Source organism: Pseudomonas sp. NBRC 111119 (assembly GCF_001320125.1).
Classification (GTDB): domain Bacteria; phylum Pseudomonadota; class Gammaproteobacteria; order Pseudomonadales; family Pseudomonadaceae; genus Aquipseudomonas; species Aquipseudomonas parafulva.
In genome coordinates, this window is sequence record NZ_BCAV01000032.1 from 104,298 (window position 1) to 124,404 (window position 20,107).

General features: G+C 62.9%; 14 protein-coding genes and 1 tRNA gene. 3 read left to right on the top strand and 12 right to left on the bottom strand.

Features of this window, described 5'->3' with window-relative positions; translation table 11 throughout:
• Nucleotides 1-136: 136 nt before the first annotated feature.
• Nucleotides 137-946 (bottom strand): helix-turn-helix transcriptional regulator, encoded by an 810-nt coding sequence (locus APH25_RS14020; RefSeq protein WP_060482346.1) that lies wholly within the window; start codon nucleotides 944-946, stop codon nucleotides 137-139.
• A gap of 178 nt (nucleotides 947-1,124) precedes the next feature.
• On the opposite strand from APH25_RS14020, the gene APH25_RS14025 reads away from it, so the two are divergent.
• Nucleotides 1,125-2,567, top strand: a complete 1,443-nt coding sequence (locus APH25_RS14025) for a sodium:alanine symporter family protein (RefSeq protein ID WP_060482347.1) — start codon at nucleotides 1,125-1,127, stop codon at nucleotides 2,565-2,567.
• A gap of 72 nt (nucleotides 2,568-2,639) precedes the next feature.
• Nucleotides 2,640-3,626: an asparaginase gene (locus APH25_RS14030; RefSeq protein WP_028633065.1), complete on the top strand. Its 987-nt coding sequence runs from the start codon at nucleotides 2,640-2,642 to the stop codon at nucleotides 3,624-3,626.
• Between the two features lie 3 nt (nucleotides 3,627-3,629).
• Here the strand turns inward: APH25_RS14030 and APH25_RS14035 are convergent.
• The 9 genes from APH25_RS14035 to APH25_RS14080 form a co-directional block, all read right to left on the bottom strand.
• Nucleotides 3,630-3,725 (bottom strand) — tRNA-Sec (locus APH25_RS14035).
• Nucleotides 3,726-3,731: 6 nt separating this feature from the next.
• Entirely contained in the window at nucleotides 3,732-5,654 is a 1,923-nt protein-coding gene (gene selB, locus APH25_RS14040; RefSeq protein ID WP_060482365.1) for a selenocysteine-specific translation elongation factor, read from the bottom strand.
• Nucleotides 5,651-7,078 carry an L-seryl-tRNA(Sec) selenium transferase gene (gene selA / locus APH25_RS14045; RefSeq protein ID WP_028633067.1) on the bottom strand — a complete coding sequence of 476 codons (1,428 nt, stop codon included), beginning with the start codon at nucleotides 7,076-7,078 and terminating at the stop codon, nucleotides 5,651-5,653. The genes selB and selA overlap by 4 nt, the downstream gene beginning before the upstream one ends.
• A gap of 138 nt (nucleotides 7,079-7,216) precedes the next feature.
• On the bottom strand, nucleotides 7,217-8,143 hold the full coding sequence (gene fdhE / locus APH25_RS14050; protein WP_060482348.1) for a formate dehydrogenase accessory protein FdhE: 927 nt from the start codon (nucleotides 8,141-8,143) through the stop codon (nucleotides 7,217-7,219).
• A gap of 4 nt (nucleotides 8,144-8,147) precedes the next feature.
• Nucleotides 8,148-8,804 carry a formate dehydrogenase subunit gamma gene (locus APH25_RS14055; RefSeq protein ID WP_060482349.1) on the bottom strand — a complete coding sequence of 219 codons (657 nt, stop codon included), beginning with the start codon at nucleotides 8,802-8,804 and terminating at the stop codon, nucleotides 8,148-8,150.
• Nucleotides 8,801-9,748 carry a formate dehydrogenase subunit beta gene (gene fdxH / locus APH25_RS14060; RefSeq protein ID WP_028633070.1) on the bottom strand — a complete coding sequence of 316 codons (948 nt, stop codon included), beginning with the start codon at nucleotides 9,746-9,748 and terminating at the stop codon, nucleotides 8,801-8,803. Before fdxH ends, APH25_RS14055 begins: the two co-directional genes overlap by 4 nt.
• Nucleotides 9,748-12,816, bottom strand: coding sequence for a formate dehydrogenase-N subunit alpha (fdnG, locus tag APH25_RS14065; protein ID WP_156333169.1), 3,069 nt, complete (start codon nucleotides 12,814-12,816; stop codon nucleotides 9,748-9,750). The genes fdxH and fdnG overlap by 1 nt, the downstream gene beginning before the upstream one ends.
• A 199-nt stretch (nucleotides 12,817-13,015) precedes the next feature.
• Nucleotides 13,016-13,561: a single-stranded DNA-binding protein gene (locus APH25_RS14075; protein WP_060482352.1), complete on the bottom strand. Its 546-nt coding sequence runs from the start codon at nucleotides 13,559-13,561 to the stop codon at nucleotides 13,016-13,018.
• A 9-nt stretch (nucleotides 13,562-13,570) separates the two neighbouring features.
• Nucleotides 13,571-14,965 (bottom strand): MFS transporter, encoded by a 1,395-nt coding sequence (locus tag APH25_RS14080; RefSeq protein ID WP_060482353.1) that lies wholly within the window; start codon nucleotides 14,963-14,965, stop codon nucleotides 13,571-13,573.
• A gap of 129 nt (nucleotides 14,966-15,094) precedes the next feature.
• Here APH25_RS14080 and uvrA point away from each other — a divergent pair, with 129 nt between their 5' ends.
• A complete protein-coding gene (gene uvrA, locus APH25_RS14085; protein WP_060482354.1) occupies nucleotides 15,095-17,929 on the top strand; it encodes an excinuclease ABC subunit UvrA in 2,835 nt (944 codons plus the stop codon).
• 30 nt (nucleotides 17,930-17,959) lie between these two features.
• On the opposite strand, the gene bfr is transcribed toward uvrA, so the two are convergent.
• Together bfr and APH25_RS14095 are read right to left on the bottom strand one after the other, a co-directional pair.
• On the bottom strand, nucleotides 17,960-18,424 hold the full coding sequence (gene bfr, locus APH25_RS14090) for a bacterioferritin (protein ID WP_028633076.1): 465 nt from the start codon (nucleotides 18,422-18,424) through the stop codon (nucleotides 17,960-17,962).
• Between the two features lie 163 nt (nucleotides 18,425-18,587).
• Nucleotides 18,588-20,027, bottom strand: coding sequence for a catalase (locus APH25_RS14095; protein ID WP_060482355.1), 1,440 nt, complete (start codon nucleotides 20,025-20,027; stop codon nucleotides 18,588-18,590).
• Nucleotides 20,028-20,107 lie beyond the last annotated feature (80 nt).

Consider the following 20,107-nt stretch of genomic DNA (forward strand, 5'->3'; position numbering starts at 1 on the left):
AGTCAGCAGATCCGGAGAGGTTAGTAAAGGAAAGCGGCCATTTTGCGGTTTCCGGGCGGGGAAGTCCAACCACAGGCTCGGTCAAGCGTTAGGCCGCTTTACGCGCCATGACCGAGCGCTCAGTACAGATGGCCGCTTACTCGATTTCAAACAGACTGTTACGCAGAGGCCCCACACTCAGCCGCTCCCGTACATCGTCATCTATACGGGGGTCGTCCGGGCGGTACAGTTTGACTTGGCGATAGGCGTTGATGCGATTGATCTCCTGCCCCAGGTACTCCCACACCACCCGCGTACACGCAGGGTTGCGACGGTCTCCGCTGGACACGCCCGACTTCAGCCCATTCAGGCGCGTGATGCGGCTCTTGAAACTGGGAATCAGGATGGTCTGGCTCATCTCGTTGTAGGTCAGCGACTCGTAGTCGATGAGAAACACCCGGTCCTGCAACTGGAACGCGGCGCCCAGGTAGCGGCAGCGCACTTCGGCGTGCTGGTCGGTGGCGGTGGAGCGCTCCTGGCGTTCCTGGCGTTCGAACAGAAAGCGCCCGCGCTCCTCCCACAGGTGCACCAACGACACCAGGATGGTGCCCGGCACCGACATGCAGTTGGAATACTCGAAGTAGTAACCGCAATAGCGCGACAGGTTGCCAGCGTGTTCATGCAGCGGCCGGAACAACTCGCTGATCGGGTCGTCAGGTTGCTCGACGAGGGTTGAGACGCGCGCACCGATCAGACGCGAGAACTGCTCGGCAGGCAGGTTGAGCTCGTAATCCTCGACCCCGAAGAAGTCACCGATGCGTTTGAGGTTGTAAGCCGTCGGACGGCTCTGCCCGCTCAGGTATTTGTTGAACTGGGCCCTGTTGATCGACAGCTGCCGGCAAACTTCGGAAATAGAGCGGTAGTGGCTGCAAGCCAGCTTCAGATTGGTAGCGAAATGATCGCTCATGTGCAAAACCCGGATGACGCGAATGGCGCAAGTGTAGCATCAAGTCGCATCAAGTGTGAGCAACCCGCGAAATTGTAACCACTCTTGTCATGGCCAACCATGCGCCCCAACGAATAGCGGTGCGCCTGCCGTCCGCTGGTCTTTCCATACGAAGAATAAGAATCGAGGTCATTTTCCAATGCTCGAAGTAATCAACGATTTCCTCTCGGGGAAACTTCTCATCGTGCTGATCGTGGGGCTGGGTAGCTACTTCACCATCCGTTCCCGATTCGTCCAGTTCCGCCACTTTGCACACATGTTCGGTGTGTTCAAGGAATCGCTGCGTGGCCAGGCAGGCCAACTGAGCTCCTTCCAGGCCCTGATGCTGAGCCTCGCCGGCCGCGTTGGCGCCGGTAACATTGCAGGTGTTGGTATCGCTGTAACCCTGGGCGGCCCTGGTGCCGTGTTCTGGATGTGGGTAACCGCGCTGGTGGGCATGTCCAGCAGCTTCTTCGAATGTACGCTGGCCCAGGTGTACAAGCGCGCCGACGGCGATGGCCTGTACCGCGGTGGCCCGGCCTACTACATCCAGCATGGCCTGAAATACAAGGGCATGGCGATCGTGTTCTCGATCCTGCTGCTGGTCACCTACGGCTTCGCCTTCATCGGGCTGCAGTCGTACACCGTGACCCACTCGCTGCAGAACGCCTTCAACTTCGATCCGCGCCACACCGGTATCGTGCTGGCGGTGCTGCTGGCCATCACCTTCATCGGTGGTATCAAGCGCATCGCGGCGGTGTCCGACCTGCTGGTGCCGATCAAGACCCTGGCCTACATCGGCGTGACCCTGTACGTGATCGGCACCCAGATCGAACACGTGCCCGCCATGCTCGAAACCATCTTCAAGAGCGCCTTCGGCCTCGACCCTGCCTTTGGCGGCCTGCTGGGCAGTGCCATCGTCATGGGCGTGAAGCGCGGCGTGTTCGCCAACGAGGCGGGCCTGGGCAGTGCGCCTAACGTGGCCGCTGTGGCTGCCGTCAAGCACCCAGGTGCGCAAGGCGTGGTGCAGGCGTTCAGCGTGTTCCTCGATACCTTCGTGATCTGCACCTGCACCGCCCTGCTGATTCTGCTGTCGGGTTTCTACACCCCGGGCTTCGAAGGTGACGGTATCGTGCTGACCCAGAACTCGCTGGCCGCCGTGGTCGGTGACTGGGGCCGCATCTTCGTCAGCGTGGCGCTGTCGCTGTTCGTGTTCACCTGCATCCTCTACAACTACTACCTGGGCGAAAACAGCCTGCAGTTCCTGAGCCGCAACCGCGCAGTGCTGATGGTGTTCCGGGTACTGGTACTGGCCCTGGTGGTATGGGGTTCGATGCAGGACCTGTCGACCGTGTTTGCCTTCGCCGACATCACCATGACCTGCCTGGCCTTCGTCAACCTGATGGCCCTGGCCCTGCTGTTCAAGGTCGGCCTGCGCGTAATGCGCGACTACGATACCCAGCGCAAGGCGGGTATCAAGCAGCCAGTGTTTGACTCGGCCAAGTTCGCCGACCTGGACCTGGACCGCAACGCATGGCCTGCCAACCCGCAGGTGGACACAGCTTCTGACAAAGCAGTCGGCCAGGCCGAACTGCAGCGCTGATACCCTGCCGTGCCAAGCCGCCCCGTTCGCGGGCGGCTTTTCTTTCTCCGCTCACCGCTACGGATGCTCTCCATGCGTGCAGTCAAGAACCTCCTCGTGCTCTACACCGGTGGCACCATCGGCATGCTTGAAACCCCCGAGGGCCTGGCCCCCGCTGGCGGTTTCGATGCCCGCATGCGTGACCACTTCGCCCTGATGGCCGACGCGCCCAAGGTCCAGTGGACCTTGCAGGAACTTAACCCGCTGCTCGACAGCGCCAACATGCAGCAACGCAACTGGCTGGCCATGCGCGATGCCATCGTGCAGGCGGTGGAAGTGGCCGGCCATGATGGTGTGCTGGTGCTGCATGGCACCGATACCCTGGCCTACAGTGCTGCGGCGCTGTCGTTCCTGCTGCTGGGCCTGCCGGTGCCGGTGCTGCTGACCGGCTCGATGCTGCCAGCAGGCGCCCCCGACAGCGATGCCTGGGGTAACCTGTGCGGTGCGTTGCAACAGTTCGAACAGGGCCTTGAAGCCGGCGTACAGCTCTACTTCCATGGTCGCCTGCTGCACGGTTGCCACGCCTCGAAGCTGCGCAGCGAGGCCTTCGATGCCTTCGCCGCGCTGCCCCGTCATCGCCACAGCGAGCGCGCAGCAGAACTGCCCGCTGCATTGACCTATCGCCACCCTCGCCAGCCGGTCAACCTGGCGGTGGTACCGGTGTTCCCAGGCCTGCAGGCCGCTCACGTGCAGGGGTTGCTGGCCAGCGGCGTGCAAGGCGTTCTGCTGGAATGCTACGGCAGCGGCACCGGGCCGTCAGATGACCAGGCACTACTGGACACTCTGCGTGAAGCGCGCCAGCGCGGCGTGCTGCTGGCAGCCATCAGCCAGTGCCCGGAAGGCGATGTGGTGTTCGACACCTACGCCGCAGGCAATCGCCTGCGTGGTGCGGGGTTGGTGAGTGGCGGCGGCATGACTCGCGAAGCTGCGCTGGCCAAGATGTTCGCCCTGCTGGGCGCTGGCCTGAACGTCGACGAGGCCGAGCAGTGGTTTGCCCTGGAGCTGTGCGGGGAGCGGTAGAAGTGGCGGAAGGCAGCGGGAGTCGAACCTGCCCGGGAACGGATGCCGTCCCCAACCGGGTTTGAAGCCCGGCCGCGCCACCGGGCGCGATTGCCTTCCTTTGAGTCAGTGCCTGGCCTGCTGGTGGGCCAGGGCGCTGTCAGCGCGAATGTGGCGCTGGTCGGCCACCCTGCGGGTCAGGCCAATACGGTCGAAATACTCCAGAATCTGCACACTGCGCTTGCGACCGATGCCCAACATATCGCGAAACGCCGCAACCTGCACTACCGGCGTGGCATCGATGTGGCTCTGCAACAGCTCTGCCATGCGCTCCAGCGTGGCTTGCGGGTAGAACAGGTCACGCACCACCTGGTGCACCAGCCCTAACCGGGCCAGCTTGCGCAGCAGCAGGCGGACGTCAGCTTCGGCGCAGTTTTCTTCACTCGCCAGTGTCCTGACCCAGGGCGGGTCGTACAGCCCTGCCAGCAGCCGGGGCTGCAAGCGTGCCCACAACGCCGTGTCTGCGTCGCTCAGCTGAACCTTGTGATCCGGTAGGTGCAGCCAGGCCCCGCTGCTGGCCAGGTCGCCCTGCGCCAACAGCTCATCCACTAGGCTGACGAAGGCCGGGCGCTCAAGGGGCATGGCTGCAAAGCGCCTCAGCCGGTCGCGGTCGGGGCCAAGCTGGTCGGGCTCCTGTACGTGAAACAGCGCCAGCTGGCTGAGCAGTTCTTGCCGCAGTGCCTGCCATTGGGCGTTGGCGAACAACAACTGCCCCTGCCGTGTGGCGATCACCTGGACATCCTCGGGTAATGCCCAGGTATTGCGCAGGCGATTGAATTGCCGCTCCAGGCGCTGGGGGTCGATGCCACCGACGGCACTGGCCAGCAGCCCTGGCAGCGCCTGCTCAAGCCCTGGCGCATCACGCAGCACCTGCAACTGTTGCAGGCGCTGTTCACTGCGGCGCTGCCGGCTGGGGGCGAACGGGTCGAGCACCATGCCCCCGCCCAGGGTGTGCTGGGCACGCTGGTCACGTAGCACCAGGCGGTCGCCATGCACAGCCTGCAGGGGTGCGTTCAGCAACAACTGGGCGAACATGCGCTGGCCAGGGGCAAGGCTTGGCCCTTCCAGCAGGGCAACCCTGGCAGTTACATCCTGAGTGCCCAGGTGCACATGCACAGCATTGAAATGTTCGAATACCCGCCCCTCGCCCGGTAGCAAGTGCAGCTCGATGTCTACCCTTACGCTGGGCGCATGCAGCCACTGGGGCACCAGCCAGTCGCCCCGGCGCACGTGCTCTACCGCCAGGCGCTCGGCAGCGATATTCAGCGCCACCCGCTGCCCCGCTTCTGCCACCAGCGCTGGCTGGTTCTGCGCGTGTAACCCGCGCACGCGTACCGGTTTGCCGGCCTTGCCCAGCAACAGCGTATCGCCAGCCCTTACCTGCCCGGCCAACGCGGTACCGGTTACCACTACACCGGCACCGGTGACGGCGAAGGCGCGGTCTACCGCCAGGCGAAAACCGCCGGCCACGCTGCGGCGCTGCACATCACGCCCCGCCATCACCAAGGCCTGACGCAGCGCCTCCACCCCTGCCCCGGTGATACTCGACACTGCAAACTGCTGCGCGCCGGCATAGGGCCCTGGCGCCAGCAGCTCGCTGACCTGCCGCTGCACCTGCGCTAGGCGTTCAGGTTCGACACGGTCACTTTTGCTGATCGCCACTAGGGCCTGGGGGATGCCCAGCAGCTGGATGATCGCCAGGTGCTCGCGGGTCTGCGGCATGACCCCGTCGTCCGCCGCCACCACCAACAGCACCAGGTCGATGCCGTGGGCACCGGCCAGCATGTTGTGGATGAAACGCTCGTGACCCGGCACGTCGATAAAGCCCGTCAGCGGCGCGCCCTCCGCCAGCGCCGCATAGCGGTAGCCGAGGTCGATGGTCATGCCCCGTGCCCGTTCTTCCTGGCGATGGTCGCCGGCCTGGCCGGTGAGCGCCTGCAGCAAGGCAGTCTTGCCATGGTCGATGTGGCCGGCTGTGCCAACGATCACTGCACCGGCCCCACGTGCAGGCCGGGCAACTGCGCCAGCCACTGGGGCTCGTCGTCCAGTTGGCGCAGGTCGAGCCACAAGGCGTCATCGTCAATGCGGCCAATGACCGGCACTGGCAGCTCGCGCAGTGCACGCTCCAGCGCATGCAGGCTGCGCCCGCGCAATCGCTTGGGCACCAGCGGGCGCACGCACAACGCGGCGCTGGGCAGGCGTGCCACAGGCTGGCTGCCACTGCCGATCATACCCAAGGCAGGTTGCACGCTCACGGCCCACTGTTCACCCAGGCGGGCCTTCAGCTCGGGTTCCAGGCGTTCGGCCTGCGCCTGGATATCCGTTTGGCTACGGGTAAGCAACTGCAGGCTGGGCAGGCGTTCGGCCAACCGGTCGGGGTTGCGGTACAGCGCCAGTACTGCTTCGAGCGCGGCAAGGGTGATCTTGTCGACGCGCAGGGCACGCTTGAGCGGGTTTTTCTTGATACGGGCGATCAGCTCCTTGCGGCCGACGATAATGCCGGCTTGTGGCCCACCCAGCAGTTTGTCACCGCTGAAGGTAACGATATCAGCGCCGTCAGCCAGGGCCTGGCGAACGGTGGGCTCGGCCGGCAGGCCCCAGCGCGTGAGGTCCAGCAGGCTACCGCTGCCCAGGTCTTCGAGCAGTGGTAACTGGTGCTGACGGGCGATGCGCGCAAGCTCTGCGGTAGGCACCTGGTGCGTGAAGCCCTGGATGCTGTAGTTGCTGCAATGCACGCGCATCAGCAAACCGGTACGCGGGCCGATAGCGGCCTCGTAGTCGCGGGCGTGGGTACGGTTGGTGGTACCGATTTCGTGCAGCTTGACCCCGGCACGGGCCATGATGTCGGGGATGCGGAAGGCGCCACCAATCTCGATCAGTTCACCCCGGGAGATAATACCTTCCTTGCGCGCGCCCAGGCTGTTCAGGGCCAGCATGACCGCCGCCGCGTTGTTGTTGACCACGGTGACGGCTTCGGCACCGGTCAACTCGCGCACCAGCCCCTCGATCAGGTCATCACGGTCGCCGCGCTTGCCGGTGGCCAGGTCGAACTCCAGGTTCAGCGGGTAGCGCGCCGCGGTGTGCATGGCCTCGATGGCCTCTTCAGGCAGCAACGCCCGGCCGAGGTTGGTATGCAGCACGGTGCCAGTGAGGTTGAACACCCGGCGAACCTGGCTGCGTTGCTGGCTGGCCAGCCGCTCGCCGGCACGGCCCAGCAGCACTTCGCCAGCCAGCTCGGGGGCGCTGAGTTCGCCAGCGCGGGCCGGTTCGCGCAGGTCGTCGAGCAGTTGACGCAACGTGGCCAGGACGGCGTCGCGGCCGTGGCGGTCGATCAGCGGGTGGCAGGCGGGGTGACGCAGCAGTGTATCGATGGAAGGCAGGCGTGGGGTGTCGCTGGCTAAGCTGAGGGACATGCGGTACTACCCTGGGCTGGTCCGTTTGCGGTACTGGCCTTTGTCGCCAGCGAGCCGGCCCCACAGGCGTTTTCTGTAACCCCTATGGGAGCCGGCTTGCCGACGATGCAGGCGACTCGGTCTTACAGTGTAGACACTCTACCCCTGACCTGGGGCAAGCATCAGGTTCGGCGCCAGGCGATGGAAGCCTTCCTGGTCCAGGCACATGTCCAGCGCCAGCGTTGCCAGGTCGTCAGCCAGTGGCTCAGCCGCCGCGTCGTTTTCCAGGTAATGCTGCTTGAGGTAACTGTTGCAGCCTGGGCAGCACTCCGCGCGCAACGGCGCCTTGCCCGGGGAGTGGCGGTCGTCGTCGAGGGTGGTGTAGCGCAGGCCCTTGCTCGACTCGCAGTACACGCATTTGACGCGCACCACGTGCCATTCACAGGCACACAGCGAGCAGGCCAGGTAGCGCAGGCCATTATGCTTGCCGCGGTTGCGCACCACCCCAGCCATGGCCGGCGAGCCACAGGCCGGGCACTGGGCCAGGCTGGCGGCAGGCTTGAGCTCGGTGCCGGGCAACGCCAGCAGCCAGCTGGACCATGCCGCTTGCAAGGCAGCCCCCATGAACGGCACCAAGGCCGCCGGCACCGCATCGTACTGCCCCGAGAGCAAGGCGATGCCCCAGCCCTTGCGCTGGTTGTCATCACTTCTGCGCAGCAGCTGCACCGCTGTACCCAGCGGGCTATCGGCAGGCTCGTCGAAGTGGCCCAACAGCGCCTGCAACCATGCCAGCCAGGCCCCTTCGCGGACCAGGCTGTCAGCCGCCAAGGGCGGCAGGCCGTGGCTTATACACAAGCGCTGACGGTCCTCGGCAACAGGCAATGCAGAGGGTGGGTTGTCCACAAGCTGCTGCTGAATGCGGCACAGCCGTGCCACCAACAGCAGGTAGCGGCGCAGCGGGTTGCCTTCAGCCAGGCGCTCCAGGCGGGCGGCGCGCAAGGCGAACAGGTTGGCCGGCGGCAAGTGCAGAAACGGCGGCATGACCGCCGACGCTTCGATCTGCCCGGGTTCGAGTATGCTGCTCAAGCGTTCATCCTTCTTTTCTGCGGTGATCGGACGGCGTCTTGTCACCCGTCACTTCGCGGTACCACAACTCATGGTGCTTGCGCGCCCAGGCGCGGCTTACCCAGCCGTGCAGCATGGCGCCAACCGAGCCCTTGATCCAGATGCCTGCGTAGATGTGCACGATGATGCTGAGCACCAGCACGAAGGCCGCCAGGGCATGCAGCAAGGTAGCCAGGCGTATGGCGCCAATGCCGAAATACTGGCTGAAGTAGGCACGCCAGATCACCACGCCACTGACCAACAGAATCAACATGCACACCAGCAGCGTCCAGAACAGCAACTTCTGGCCGGCGTTGTACTTGCCGATTGGGGGCACGCCATCCTCCTGGTTGCGCATCACCCGGTCCACGCGCCGCAGCCATAGCCGGTCGTTGGCGGTGATGAAGTTGGCGCGCCAGAAGCGGATTACCAGGCCAAGGAAGAACACGAACATCGCGACGCCCAGGAACGGGTGCAGAATACGCGTCCACGGCCCACCGCCGAACAGGTTGCTGAGCCAGAACAGCGCCGGGTGGAACAGCGCCAGCCCGGACAGCCCGGCCATGAAGAACAGGATCGCCACCACCCAGTGGTTGGTGCGCTCGTTGGCGTTGTAGCGCAGGATGGGTTTGTTGTGGTTCATGGCCGCTGCTCCCCTTGCCCACCAGGCTTGGTCGGGTCGTACACATGCACTGCCGGGTCCACCTGATGCACGTCATCAGGCGGGGTCGGGTGTTCATCCTCCTCCACCCGCTGAGGCCCGATGCGCACGTAGTGGAAGAACCCGGCCAGCACCGCAGCCCCCATGGCCAACAGCGCCAATGGCTTGGTGAAGCCCTTCCACAGCCCTACCAGTGGGCTGATCACCGGCTGGTCCGGCAGGCCGGCATACAGCTTGGGCGTATCGGCGTGGTGCAGCACGTACATCACATGGGTACCGCCGACGCCATCCGGGTCGTACAGCCCGGCCTTGTCGTAACCCCGTGACTTCAGGTCGACGATGCGCTCGTCGGCATGCACCTTCATCTCGTCCTTGGTGCCGAACACGATTGCGCCGGTCGGGCAGGTTTTCACGCAGGCAGGTTCCAGCCCTACGCTCACGCGGTCCGAACACAGGGTGCACTTGTAGGCCTTGTGGTCCTTCTGCGAGATGCGCGGGATGTTGAACGGGCAGCCAGTGATGCAGTAGCCGCAGCCAATGCAATGGTCCTGGTTGAAGTCGACAATACCGTTGGCGTGCTTGATGATCGCCCCCGGGCTGGGGCACGCCTTCAGGCAGCCTGGCTCTGCACAGTGCATGCAGCCGTCCTTGCGGATCAACCACTCCAGGTTGCCATCGTCGCGCTCATGCTCGGTGAAGCGCATCAACGTCCAGGTTTCGGCACTGAGGTCCTGGGGGTTGTCGTAGGTGCCGTGGTTGTGCCCCACCTCGTCGCGCAGCTCGTTCCACTCCGAGCACGCCACCTGGCAGGCCTTGCAACCGATGCACTTGGTGGTGTCGATCAGCTTGGCGACCTGCTCCTGCTGGCGCACCGAAGGCGGCACGGTGGTGGTGGCCGAGCGGGCAATGATGTCTTGGCTGGCCATCAGCGTTTCTCCACTTTGACGAGGAACGACTTGGACTCTGGTGTCTGGGTATTACCATCGCCCAGGAACGGCACCAAGGTGTTGGTCAGGTACCCGTGACGGGTCGCCCCGGTGAAGCCCCAGTGCAACGGGATACCGATCTGGTGCACGGTCTGGTTGTTCACCTGCAACGGGCGTATCCGCTTGGTCACCACCGCCACCGCGTCGATATGCCCGCGCTTGCTCGACACCCGTACCCGGTCGCCGGCCTTTATGCCTTTCTCGTTGGCCAGTACTTCGCCAATCTCGACAAACTGCTCGGGCTGGGCAATTGCGTTTAGCCGGCAATGCTTGCTCCAGAAGTGGAAGTGCTCTGTCAGCCGGTAGGTGGTGGCCGCATACGGGAACTCGTCGTGGGTACCGAGGGTTTCCCACACCGAATCGAAGATGCGCCCGGCAGGGTTGCTGATCACCTTCTTGTTGTTCGGGTGCAGCGGGTTGATGCCAATGGGCGTCTCGAACGGTTCATAGTGCTCAGGGAATGGCCCTTCGGCCATCTTGTCGATGGCAAAGAAACGCGCCACGCCCTCGGGGTTCATGATGAACGGGTTCATGCCCGCCTCCGGCGGCGAGTCCACCTTGAAGTCCGGCACGTCAGTACCGCCCCAGGCCTTGCCATTCCACCACACCAGGCGTTTTTTCTCCGGGTCCCAAGGCTTGCCCTGTGGGTCGCTGGAGGCGCGGTTGTAGAGGATGCGGCGGTTGGCAGGCCACGCCCACGCCCAGTTCTGCACCTGGTGCATACCGTAGGGGTCGCTGTTGTCGCGGCGAGCCATCTGGTTGCCCTGCTCGGTCCAGCACCCGGCGAAGATCCAGCAGCCGGACGCAGTACTGCCGTCGTCCTTGAGCTGGCCGAAACCAGAAAGCTGCTGGCCGGCCTTGATGGCGGCGCCGGTTGGGTCGGTGAGGTCCGTTACTGCCCAGCCGTTCATCTCCTTGGCCAGTTCCTCGGGGGATGGTTCATCGGCGATCTTGTACGGCCAGTGGATGTTCAGCAGCGGGTCGGGGTAAGCCCCGCCCTCTTTCTGGTAGCGCTGGCGCATGCGCAGGAACAGCTCGCTCATGATCTGCACATCGGTGCGGGTCTCGCCCGGGCCATCGGCGCCTTTCCAGTGCCACTGCAACCAACGGCTACTATTGACCAGCGAACCGTCTTCTTCGGCGAAGCAGGTGGTGGGCAGGCGGATCACTTCGGTCTGGATGTTGGCCGTGTCCACGTCATTGTACGGCCCCGCGTTGCGCCAGAACTCGGACGTCTCGGTCGCCAGCGGGTCCATCACTACCAGCCACTTGAGCTTGGCCAGTGCGGCGGTGACGCGGTTCTTGTCCGGCAACGCGGCGATCGGGTTGAAGCCCTGGCACATGTAGCCGTTGACCTTGCCCTGGCTCATCATCTCGAACATGCGCAGCACGTCGTAGGCCGGCACGTCGAGCTTGGGCAGCCAGTCGTAGCCCCAGTTGTTCTCGGCGGTGGCATTCGGGCCATACCAGGCCTTCATCAGGCTGACATGGAATTTGCCGTAGTTCTGCCAGTACGACAGTTGCCCAGGGCGCAGCGGCTTGGACGCGCGCTTGTCGATGTAAGCGGTGTAGTCCTGTTCGGCATCGCCAGCCAGGGTGAGGTAGCCGGGCAGCGAGTTGGACAGCAGCCCCAAGTCAGTCAGCCCCTGGATGTTGGAGTGGCCACGCAGCGCGTTGACCCCGCCCCCCGGCATGCCCACGTTACCCAGCAGCAGTTGCACCATGGCCGCACTGCGGATGATCTGCGCACCAATCGAATGCTGCGTCCAGCCCAATGCGTAGAGGATGGTCATGGTCTTGCCGGGTGCCGAGCACGTGGCAATTTCTTCCCATACCTTCATCATCGCGTCCTGGGGCATGCCACAGGTCATGCTCGCCAGTTCAGGGGTGTAGCGGCTGTAGTGCTGCTTCATCAGCTGGAACACGCAACGTGGGTGCTGCAGGGTCGGGTCGACCTTGGCAAAACCATCCTCACCCAGCTCATAACCCCAGCCGGATTTGTCGGCATAGATACGCTTGCTTTCGTCGTAGCCGCTGAACAGCCCGTCTTCGAAGCCATAGGTATCTTTGACGATGAACGACACGTCGGTGTAGTTGCGCACGTACTCGTGCTGAATCTTGTCGTTGCTAAGCAGGTAATTGATCAACCCGCCCATGAACGCGATGTCGGTACCGGTACGGATCGGCGCATAGTAATCGGCTACCGAAGCGGTACGGGTAAACCTTGGGTCGACCACGATCAGCCGCGCCTTGTTGTGCGCTTTGGCCTCGGTCACCCATTTGAAGCCGCAAGGATGCGCTTCTGCTGCGTTGCCACCCATCACCAGGACCAGATTCGCGTTGGCGATATCTGACCAATGGTTGGTCATGGCGCCACGGCCGTACGTCGGGGCAAGACTTGCCACCGTCGGGCCATGTCAGACACGTGCTTGGTTATCGAACCCCAGCATGCCTGTAGCGCGGACGACCTTGTGGGTCAGGTAGCCAGCCTCGCTGGAGGCGGCCGATGCAGCGAGAAAGCCGGTGGTTAGCCAACGGTTGACCGTTTGCCCCTGGGCGTTCTTTTCGATGAAGTTGGCATCGCGGTCTTCTTTCATCAGGCCAGCGACCCGGTCGAGCGCCTCATCCCAGCTGACCCGTACCCATTGATTGCTGCCCGGCTTGCGGATCTCGGGGTACTTGAGACGGCTCTCGCTGTGGATGAAGTCCAGCAGGCCCGCGCCTTTGGGGCACAGGGTGCCGCGGTTTACCGGGTGATCGGCATCGCCTTCGATGTGGATGATGCTCTGCTTGACGTTCTTGCCCGCATCACCCTGGCTGTACATGATCAGGCCGCAGCCGACCGAACAGTAGGGGCAGGTGTTACGGGTTTCTTTGGTGTGCGTCAGTTTGAAATGACGCACCTGCTCGGCAAACGCAGGCGTCGGGGCCATACCCAACGCCGCAAGACTCGAGCCTCCAAGGCCTACGGCGGCGACCTTGAAGAATTGCCGACGGTTGAGATCCATCGTGCACTCCTGATCAGGTTTGGACGCGCGGATCATGGCCGGCGCCTCTTGGTAGTAACGTGAAAGTGCGGTGATGCGTGTCACAACCAGATAAATCGCCAGCCGTGGCTGATCGCCGAGTTGTCGCTGTTGATGTGGGTAAAAAAAACCCAGAGCAACTGCCCTGGGTTTCTGGTCTTGCTGAACGCGTGCCGTTCGATCAGAACGGAATATCGTCATCAAAGCTGTCAAAGTCTGCGGCCGGCTGCTGTGCTGGCTGCTGCTGCGGTGCCGGGCGCTGTTGCTGTTGCGGGCGCGGGGCCTGCTGGCGGGGGGCCTGGTTGTATTGCTGCTGCGGCTGGCCGCCACCATAGTTGCCACCACCCTGATTGTACGGGTCACCGCCTTGCTGCTGGTTCTGCGGGCGACCGCCGAGCAGTTGCATGGTGCCGTTGATGTCGACAATGATTTCGGTGGTGTAACGCTTGATGCCGTCCTTTTCCCACTCGCGGGTCTGCAGCTTGCCTTCGATGTAGCACTGCGAGCCTTTGCGCAGGTATTCGCCGGCAATCTCGGCAACCTTGCCGAACAGCGACACACGGTGCCACTCGGTACGCTCGACCTTCTGGCCCGACTGCTTGTCGGTCCACTGCTCGCTGGTAGCCAGGCTCAGGTTGGTCACGGCGTTACCGTTGGGCAGGTAGCGGACTTCGGGATCCTGGCCACAGGTGCCGACCAGAATGACTTTGTTAACCCCACGGGCCATAACGTTCTCCTAGGCTTCGCACGCCGCTGAGGCTGGGTTTACCAGGCGCTCCAGGGTCGTGCGGTCCAAAATTTTCGTATCCAGTTTGATGTAGACGGCTGCTTCCTCTGCCACCACCACGGCGTCGGTCACGCCAGGCACGGCCATCAGCCGCGTGGCCAAGCCGGCTTCGTTTGCGGCCTCAGGCGTCAAGGGCATGCGCAGGCTGGTCACATACGGCGGCTCGTTCATGCTCAAGGCGACGACCAGCCAGATGGCACACAGTATTGCGCAACCGAGGAACACCAGGTTCAGCCCGCCGTGCTGGAACAACCAGCCGCCCATGATGCCGCCCAAGGCCGCACCGAGAAACTGGCTGGTGGAGTAAACCCCCATCGCCGTCCCTTTGCCACCGGCGGGTGACACCTTGCTCACCAGCGAAGGCAGCGATGCCTCCAGCAGGTTGAATGCAGTGAAGAATACCACGGTGCCGATCACCAGTCCGCGCAAACCGTCAGCCCACTGCCAGAAGAACACCTCCACCAGCAGCAGCACACTGACCGCCCCGGCCAGCACGCGTTTCATCTTGCGCTTTTTCTCGCCGTAGATGATGAACGGCACCATTGCAAAAAATGAGACGAACAACGCGGTCAGGTATACCCACCAGTGCTGCTCCTTCGGCAGGCCGCCACGCTCGACGAACGCCAACGGCAGTGCGACAAAGCTTGCCATGAGGATGGCGTGCAGGATGAAGATGCTCGCGTCCAGGCGCAAAAGGTCCGGGTGGCGCAGGGTTGGCCCGATGGCCTGGCGTGCCACGCCGGATTCGCGGTGCTGCAACAGGGTGTGGGTGGCCGGCACCACGAACGCGATGAGGGCGATCCCGACCAGGGCAAGACCTGCAGTGGCAAGGAACAAACCTGACAACCCGAAGGCACTTGTCAGCAGTGGCCCGATGACCATCGCCACGGCGAAGGACAAACCGATGCTCATGCCGATCATGGCCATGGCCTTGGTGCGGTGCTGTTCGCGGGTGAGGTCGGACAGCAGCGCCATGACGGCGGCAGAAATAGCCCCGGCGCCCTGCAGGATACGCCCGGCGATTACGCCCCAGATCGAGTCCGCCTGGGCCGCCAGCACACTGCCCAGGGCGAACACCACCAGCCCGAGGTAGATCACCGGGCGCCGGCCGATACGGTCGGACACCATGCCAAACGGGATCTGCAACACCGCCTGGGTCAGGCCATAGGCACCGATGGCCAGGCCGATCAGCGCCGGCGTTGCGCCTGCCAGGTCCATCCCGTAGGTGGCAAGCACCGGCAAGACCATGAACATGCCCAGCATACGAAAGGCAAAGACCAAGGCCAGGCCGCCAGCGGCGCGGGTTTCGCTGCTGCTCATGCGCTCGTTGTGGGTGTCGTGCATGGATTAATCTCGTATGAACCGGCGGCGATTCTATCAGTCCGACAGCTTGACGGCATCTACGCGACGCTTTGCCGCGTACTGGCAGGGCGCCGTATAATTCTTCGTTTATGCCCGCCGAGCGAGGCCGCAGTGGACAAGATCCTGATTCGTGGGGCACGTACCCACAACCTGAAGAACATCGACCTGACCCTGCCCCGGGACAAGCTCATCGTCATCACCGGCCTGTCCGGGTCGGGCAAGTCATCCCTGGCCTTCGATACGCTGTATGCCGAGGGCCAGCGCCGTTACGTGGAATCGCTGTCGGCCTACGCCCGGCAGTTCCTGTCGATGATGGAAAAGCCAGACGTCGACACCATCGAAGGCCTGTCTCCGGCCATCTCCATCGAGCAGAAGTCTACCTCGCACAACCCGCGCTCCACCGTGGGTACCATTACCGAGATCTACGACTACCTGCGCTTGCTATATGCCAGGGTCGGCACCCCCCGCTGCCCGGACCACGACATTCCGCTGGAAGCGCAAACGGTCAGCCAGATGGTGGACCTGGTGCTGGAGCGCCCTGAGGGCAGCAAGCTGATGCTGCTGGCCCCGGTGATACGCGAGCGCAAGGGCGAGCACCTTGCCGTGTTCGACGAGCTGCGCGCACAAGGCTTCGTGCGGGCCCGGGTCAATGGCAAGCTGTATGAGCTGGACGAACTGCCCAAGCTGGACAAGCAGAAAAAGCACAGCATCGATGTGGTCGTGGACCGTTTCAAGGTGCGTGCCGACCTGCAGCAGCGCCTTGCAGAGTCGTTCGAGACTGCCCTCAAGCTGGCCGACGGTATCGCGCTGGTCGCGCCGATGGACGATGAACCCGGTGAAGAGACGATTTTCTCGGCGCGCTTCGCCTGCCCCATTTGTGGCCACGCCATCAGCGAGCTGGAACCCAAGCTGTTTTCCTTCAACAACCCGGCCGGCGCCTGCCCCACCTGTGATGGCCTGGGGGTAAAGCAATTCTTCGACACCAAGCGCCTGGTCAACGCCGAGTTGACGCTTGCCGAGGGGGCGATACGCGGCTGGGACCGGCGCAACGTCTACTACTTCCAGATGCTGGGGTCACTGGCCGCGCACTATGGCTTTAGCCTGGACGAGCCGTTCGGCGAGCTGGCCCCTGAACACCAGAAGGTCATCCTGCAGGGCAGTGGCAAGCAGAGCGTCGACTTCAAGTACCTGAATGACCGGGGCGACATCGTCAAGCGCTCGCACCCGTTCGAGGGCATCGTGCCGAACCTGGAGCGCCGTTATCGCGAAACCGAGTCGGCTACCGTGCGCGAAGAACTGGCCAAGTTCCTCGGCACCCAGCCCTGCCCGGACTGCCGCGGCACCCGCCTGCGCCGTGAAGCGCGCCATGTCTGGGTGGGCGAGAAAACCCTGCCGGCCGTCGCCAACATGCCCATTGGCGATGCCAGTGGTTATTTCAGTGAACTGACCCTGACCGGCCGGCGCGGTGAAATTGCATCGAAGATTCTCAAGGAGATCTGTGAGCGCCTGCAGTTTCTGGTGAACGTCGGGCTCGACTACCTGACCCTGGACCGCAGCGCGGAAACCTTGTCCGGTGGCGAGGCGCAGCGTATTCGCCTGGCCAGCCAGATCGGTGCAGGCCTGGTGGGGGTCATGTACATCCTCGATGAGCCGTCCATCGGCCTTCATCAACGGGACAATGACCGCCTGCTGGCCACGCTCAACCACCTGCGCGACCTGGGCAACACCGTGATCGTGGTTGAACACGACGAAGACGCCATCCGCCTGGCTGACTACGTGGTGGACATCGGCCCGGGTGCCGGTGTGCATGGCGGGCAGATCGTGGCTGAGGGGACGCCGCAGGAGGTCATGGACCACCCTGACTCGCTGACCGGCAAATACCTGTCGGGGCGCAAGAAAATCGTCGTACCGGCCAAGCGCACGCCGCGCAACAAGAAGCTGCAGCTCAAGCTCAAAGGCGCGCGTGGCAACAACTTGCAGAACGTCGACCTGGAAATCCCGATCGGCCTGCTGACCTGCGTGACAGGGGTATCCGGGTCGGGCAAATCGACACTGATCAACAACACCTTGTTCCCCCTGGCTGCTACCGCGCTGAATGGCGCCAGTACGCAGGAAGCAGCGCCACACGCCAGCATGGAAGGCCTGCAGCACCTGGACAAGGTGGTAGACATCGACCAGAGCCCCATTGGCCGAACGCCCCGCTCCAACCCGGCTACCTACACCGGCATCTTCACGCCGATCCGCGAGTTGTTCTCCGGCGTGCCAGAGTCACGTTCACGGGGCTACGGCCCTGGCCGGTTCTCGTTCAACGTGAAAGGCGGGCGCTGCGAAGCGTGTCAGGGCGACGGCCTGATCAAGGTAGAGATGCACTTCCTCCCGGACATCTACGTGCCTTGCGATGTGTGCAAGAGCAAGCGCTACAACCGCGAAACGCTGGAGATCAAGTACAAGGGCAAGAACATCCACGAAGTGCTGGAAATGACCATCGAAGACGCTCGTGAGTTCTTCGATGCCGTACCGGCACTGGCGCGCAAGCTGCAGACGCTGATGGACGTCGGCCTTTCCTACATCAAGCTGGGCCAGTCGGCGACCACGTTGTCGGGTGGTGAAGCGCAGCGGGTGAAGCTGTCACGTGAGCTGTCCAAGCGCGATACCGGCAAGACCTTGTACATTCTTGACGAGCCGACCACAGGGCTGCACTTTGCGGATATTCAGCAGTTGCTGGATGTATTGCACCGGCTGCGCGACCACGGCAACACCGTGGTGGTGATTGAACACAACCTGGATGTGATCAAGACGGCTGACTGGTTGGTGGACCTGGGGCCGGAAGGCGGTTCCAAAGGTGGGCAGATCATTGCCTGCGGAACCCCCGAAGAGCTGAGCAAGATGAAGCAGTCTTATACAGGGCACTACCTCAAGCCGCTGTTGGAGCGGGACAAGGCATAAGCAAAAGGGGCCGCTTAGCGGCCCCTTTCATTACATCTGCGACTGCAAGTAGTTCTGCAGGCCAATGGCTTTGATCAAACCCTGCTGCTTCTCCAGCCAGTAGGTGTGATCTTCTTCCGTATCGGCCAACTGGGCTCGCAGAATGTCACGGCTGACATAGTCCTTGTGCAGCTCGCACAGTTCGATGCCTTTGCACAGCGCGCCGCGCACCTTGTACTCCAGCTTCAGGTCGGCTTCGATCATCTCTGGCACCGTGGTACCCACTTCCAGATCGTCCGCACGCATGTCTGGCGTGCCCTCGAGCATGAGGATGCGGCGCATCAACGCATCGGCGTGCTGGGTTTCTTCTTCCATCTCGTGGTTGATACGTTCATAGAGCTTGGACAGGCCCCAGTCTTCATACATCCGCGAGTGAATGAAGTACTGGTCGCGCGCTGCCAGTTCGCCCTTCAGCAACGTGACGAGGTAATTGATTACGTCCGGGTGGCCTTGCATCGCCCTGCTTCTCCATATGAAAACGTCTATGGCACATAGTGTGAACCAGCTTTGCGCCACGGTCACTGAGAAATGCGCAATTCGATGCAAAAAATCGGGCAAACAGTAGTGATATTCATTGAAAAACCGCCCAAATGAGGGCGGTTCTTCTTATCACTTCGACTTAGGCGAGGTTCACGCCCAACGCTTTGGCAATGCCTTCCCCATACGCCGGGTCAGCGTTGAAGAAGTGCTGCAACTGGCGCTGGATAACATCTTCACTCACACCCGCCATGGTGCCGGCAATGTTGTTGATCAGCAGCGACCGTTGGGCTTCGCTCATCAGACGGAACAGCGCCCCGGCGTGGCTGTAATAGTCGTTGTCCACACGGTGGTCGTGGCGGTCTGCTGCGCCACTGAGGGCCAAGGCCGGTTCAGCGTGGGCTGGCGACTGCTTGGGGGCGTCAGCGTAGCTATTGGGCTCGTAGTTGGGTGCAGCGCCATAACCGCCCGTGGCCATGGAACCATCACGCTGATAGCTGTTCACGGCGCAGCGTGGCGCGTTTACTGGAAGGTGCTGGTGGTTGGTGCCTACACGGTAGCGATGCGCGTCGGCGTAGGCGAATACGCGGCCTTGCAGCATGCGGTCGGGCGACAGGCCGACGCCCGGCACCATGTTGCTCGGGCCAAACGCGGCCTGTTCAACTTCAGCAAAGTAGTTGAGCGGGTTGCGGTTGAGTTCCAGCACACCCACGTCGATCAGTGGGTAGTCTTTCTGAGACCAGGTCTTGGTGACGTCGAACGGGTTCTCGGCGCGGTTGGCTGCCTCAGCTTCGCTCATCACCTGGATGCACACCGTCCAGCGCGGATACTCACCGCGGTCGATCGCTTCGAAAAGGTCGCGCTGAGCGTAGTCGGGGTCAGTGCCTGCCAGGCGTGCGGCATCGGCAGGTGCGAGGTTCTTGATGCCCTGCTGAGTCTTGAAGTGCCACTTCACCCAGGTGCGCTCACCTTGTGCACTGATCAGGCTGTAGGTGTGGCTGCCAAAACCATGCATGTGCCGGTAGCCATCCGGGATACCGCGGTCGGAGAACAAGATGGTGACCTGGTGCAGCGCCTCAGGCGAGTGCGACCAGAAGTCCCACATCATCTGTGCATTCTTCAGATTGGTCTGCGGGTGACGCTTCTGGGTATGGATGAAGTCCGGGAATTTCAGCGGGTCGCGGATGAAGAACACCGGGGTGTTGTTGCCAACGATGTCCCAGTTGCCCTCTTCGGTGTAAAACTTCACGGCGAACCCGCGGGGGTCGCGCTCGGTGTCGGCCGAGCCGCGCTCACCACCCACGGTGGAGAAACGCAGGAACGTCTCGGTCTGCTTACCGACTTGATCGAACAGCTTGGCGCTGGTGTATTGAGTGATGTCACGGGTAACCGTGAAGGTGCCATAAGCACCCGAGCCCTTGGCGTGAACACGGCGCTCCGGAATGTTTTCACGGTTGAAATGGGCGAGCTTCTCGATGAGGTGGAAGTCGTCGAGCAGCAACGGGCCGCGAGGGCCGGCAGATCTAGAGTTCTGGTTATCGGCTACAGGTGCGCCGCTTGCGGTGGTGAGAATCTTGCTCATGGGCTCTCCTTATCAACATTCAGTGCCGTTGGATCGGCTTGAGGGAGAGTATCGACGAGCGGCAGCCTTAAACCAAATTC

Bases quoted from the DNA above. Each gene is read 5' to 3' on its own strand.
- APH25_RS14020 (WP_060482346.1), bottom strand. From the start codon at position 946: ATGAGCGATCATTTCGCTACCAATCTGAAGCTGGCTTGCAGCCACTAC.
- APH25_RS14025 (WP_060482347.1), top strand. From the start codon at position 1,125: ATGCTCGAAGTAATCAACGATTTCCTCTCGGGGAAACTTCTCATCGTG.
- APH25_RS14030 (WP_028633065.1), top strand. From the start codon at position 2,640: ATGCGTGCAGTCAAGAACCTCCTCGTGCTCTACACCGGTGGCACCATC.
- selA (WP_028633067.1), bottom strand. From the start codon at position 7,078: ATGTCCCTCAGCTTAGCCAGCGACACCCCACGCCTGCCTTCCATCGAT.
- APH25_RS14055 (WP_060482349.1), bottom strand. From the start codon at position 8,804: ATGAACCACAACAAACCCATCCTGCGCTACAACGCCAACGAGCGCACC.
- fdxH (WP_028633070.1), bottom strand. From the start codon at position 9,748: ATGGCCAGCCAAGACATCATTGCCCGCTCGGCCACCACCACCGTGCCG.
- APH25_RS14075 (WP_060482352.1), bottom strand. From the start codon at position 13,561: ATGGCCCGTGGGGTTAACAAAGTCATTCTGGTCGGCACCTGTGGCCAG.
- APH25_RS14080 (WP_060482353.1), bottom strand. From the start codon at position 14,965: ATGCACGACACCCACAACGAGCGCATGAGCAGCAGCGAAACCCGCGCC.
- bfr (WP_028633076.1), bottom strand. From the start codon at position 18,424: ATGCAAGGCCACCCGGACGTAATCAATTACCTCGTCACGTTGCTGAAG.
- APH25_RS14095 (WP_060482355.1), bottom strand. From the start codon at position 20,027: ATGAGCAAGATTCTCACCACCGCAAGCGGCGCACCTGTAGCCGATAAC.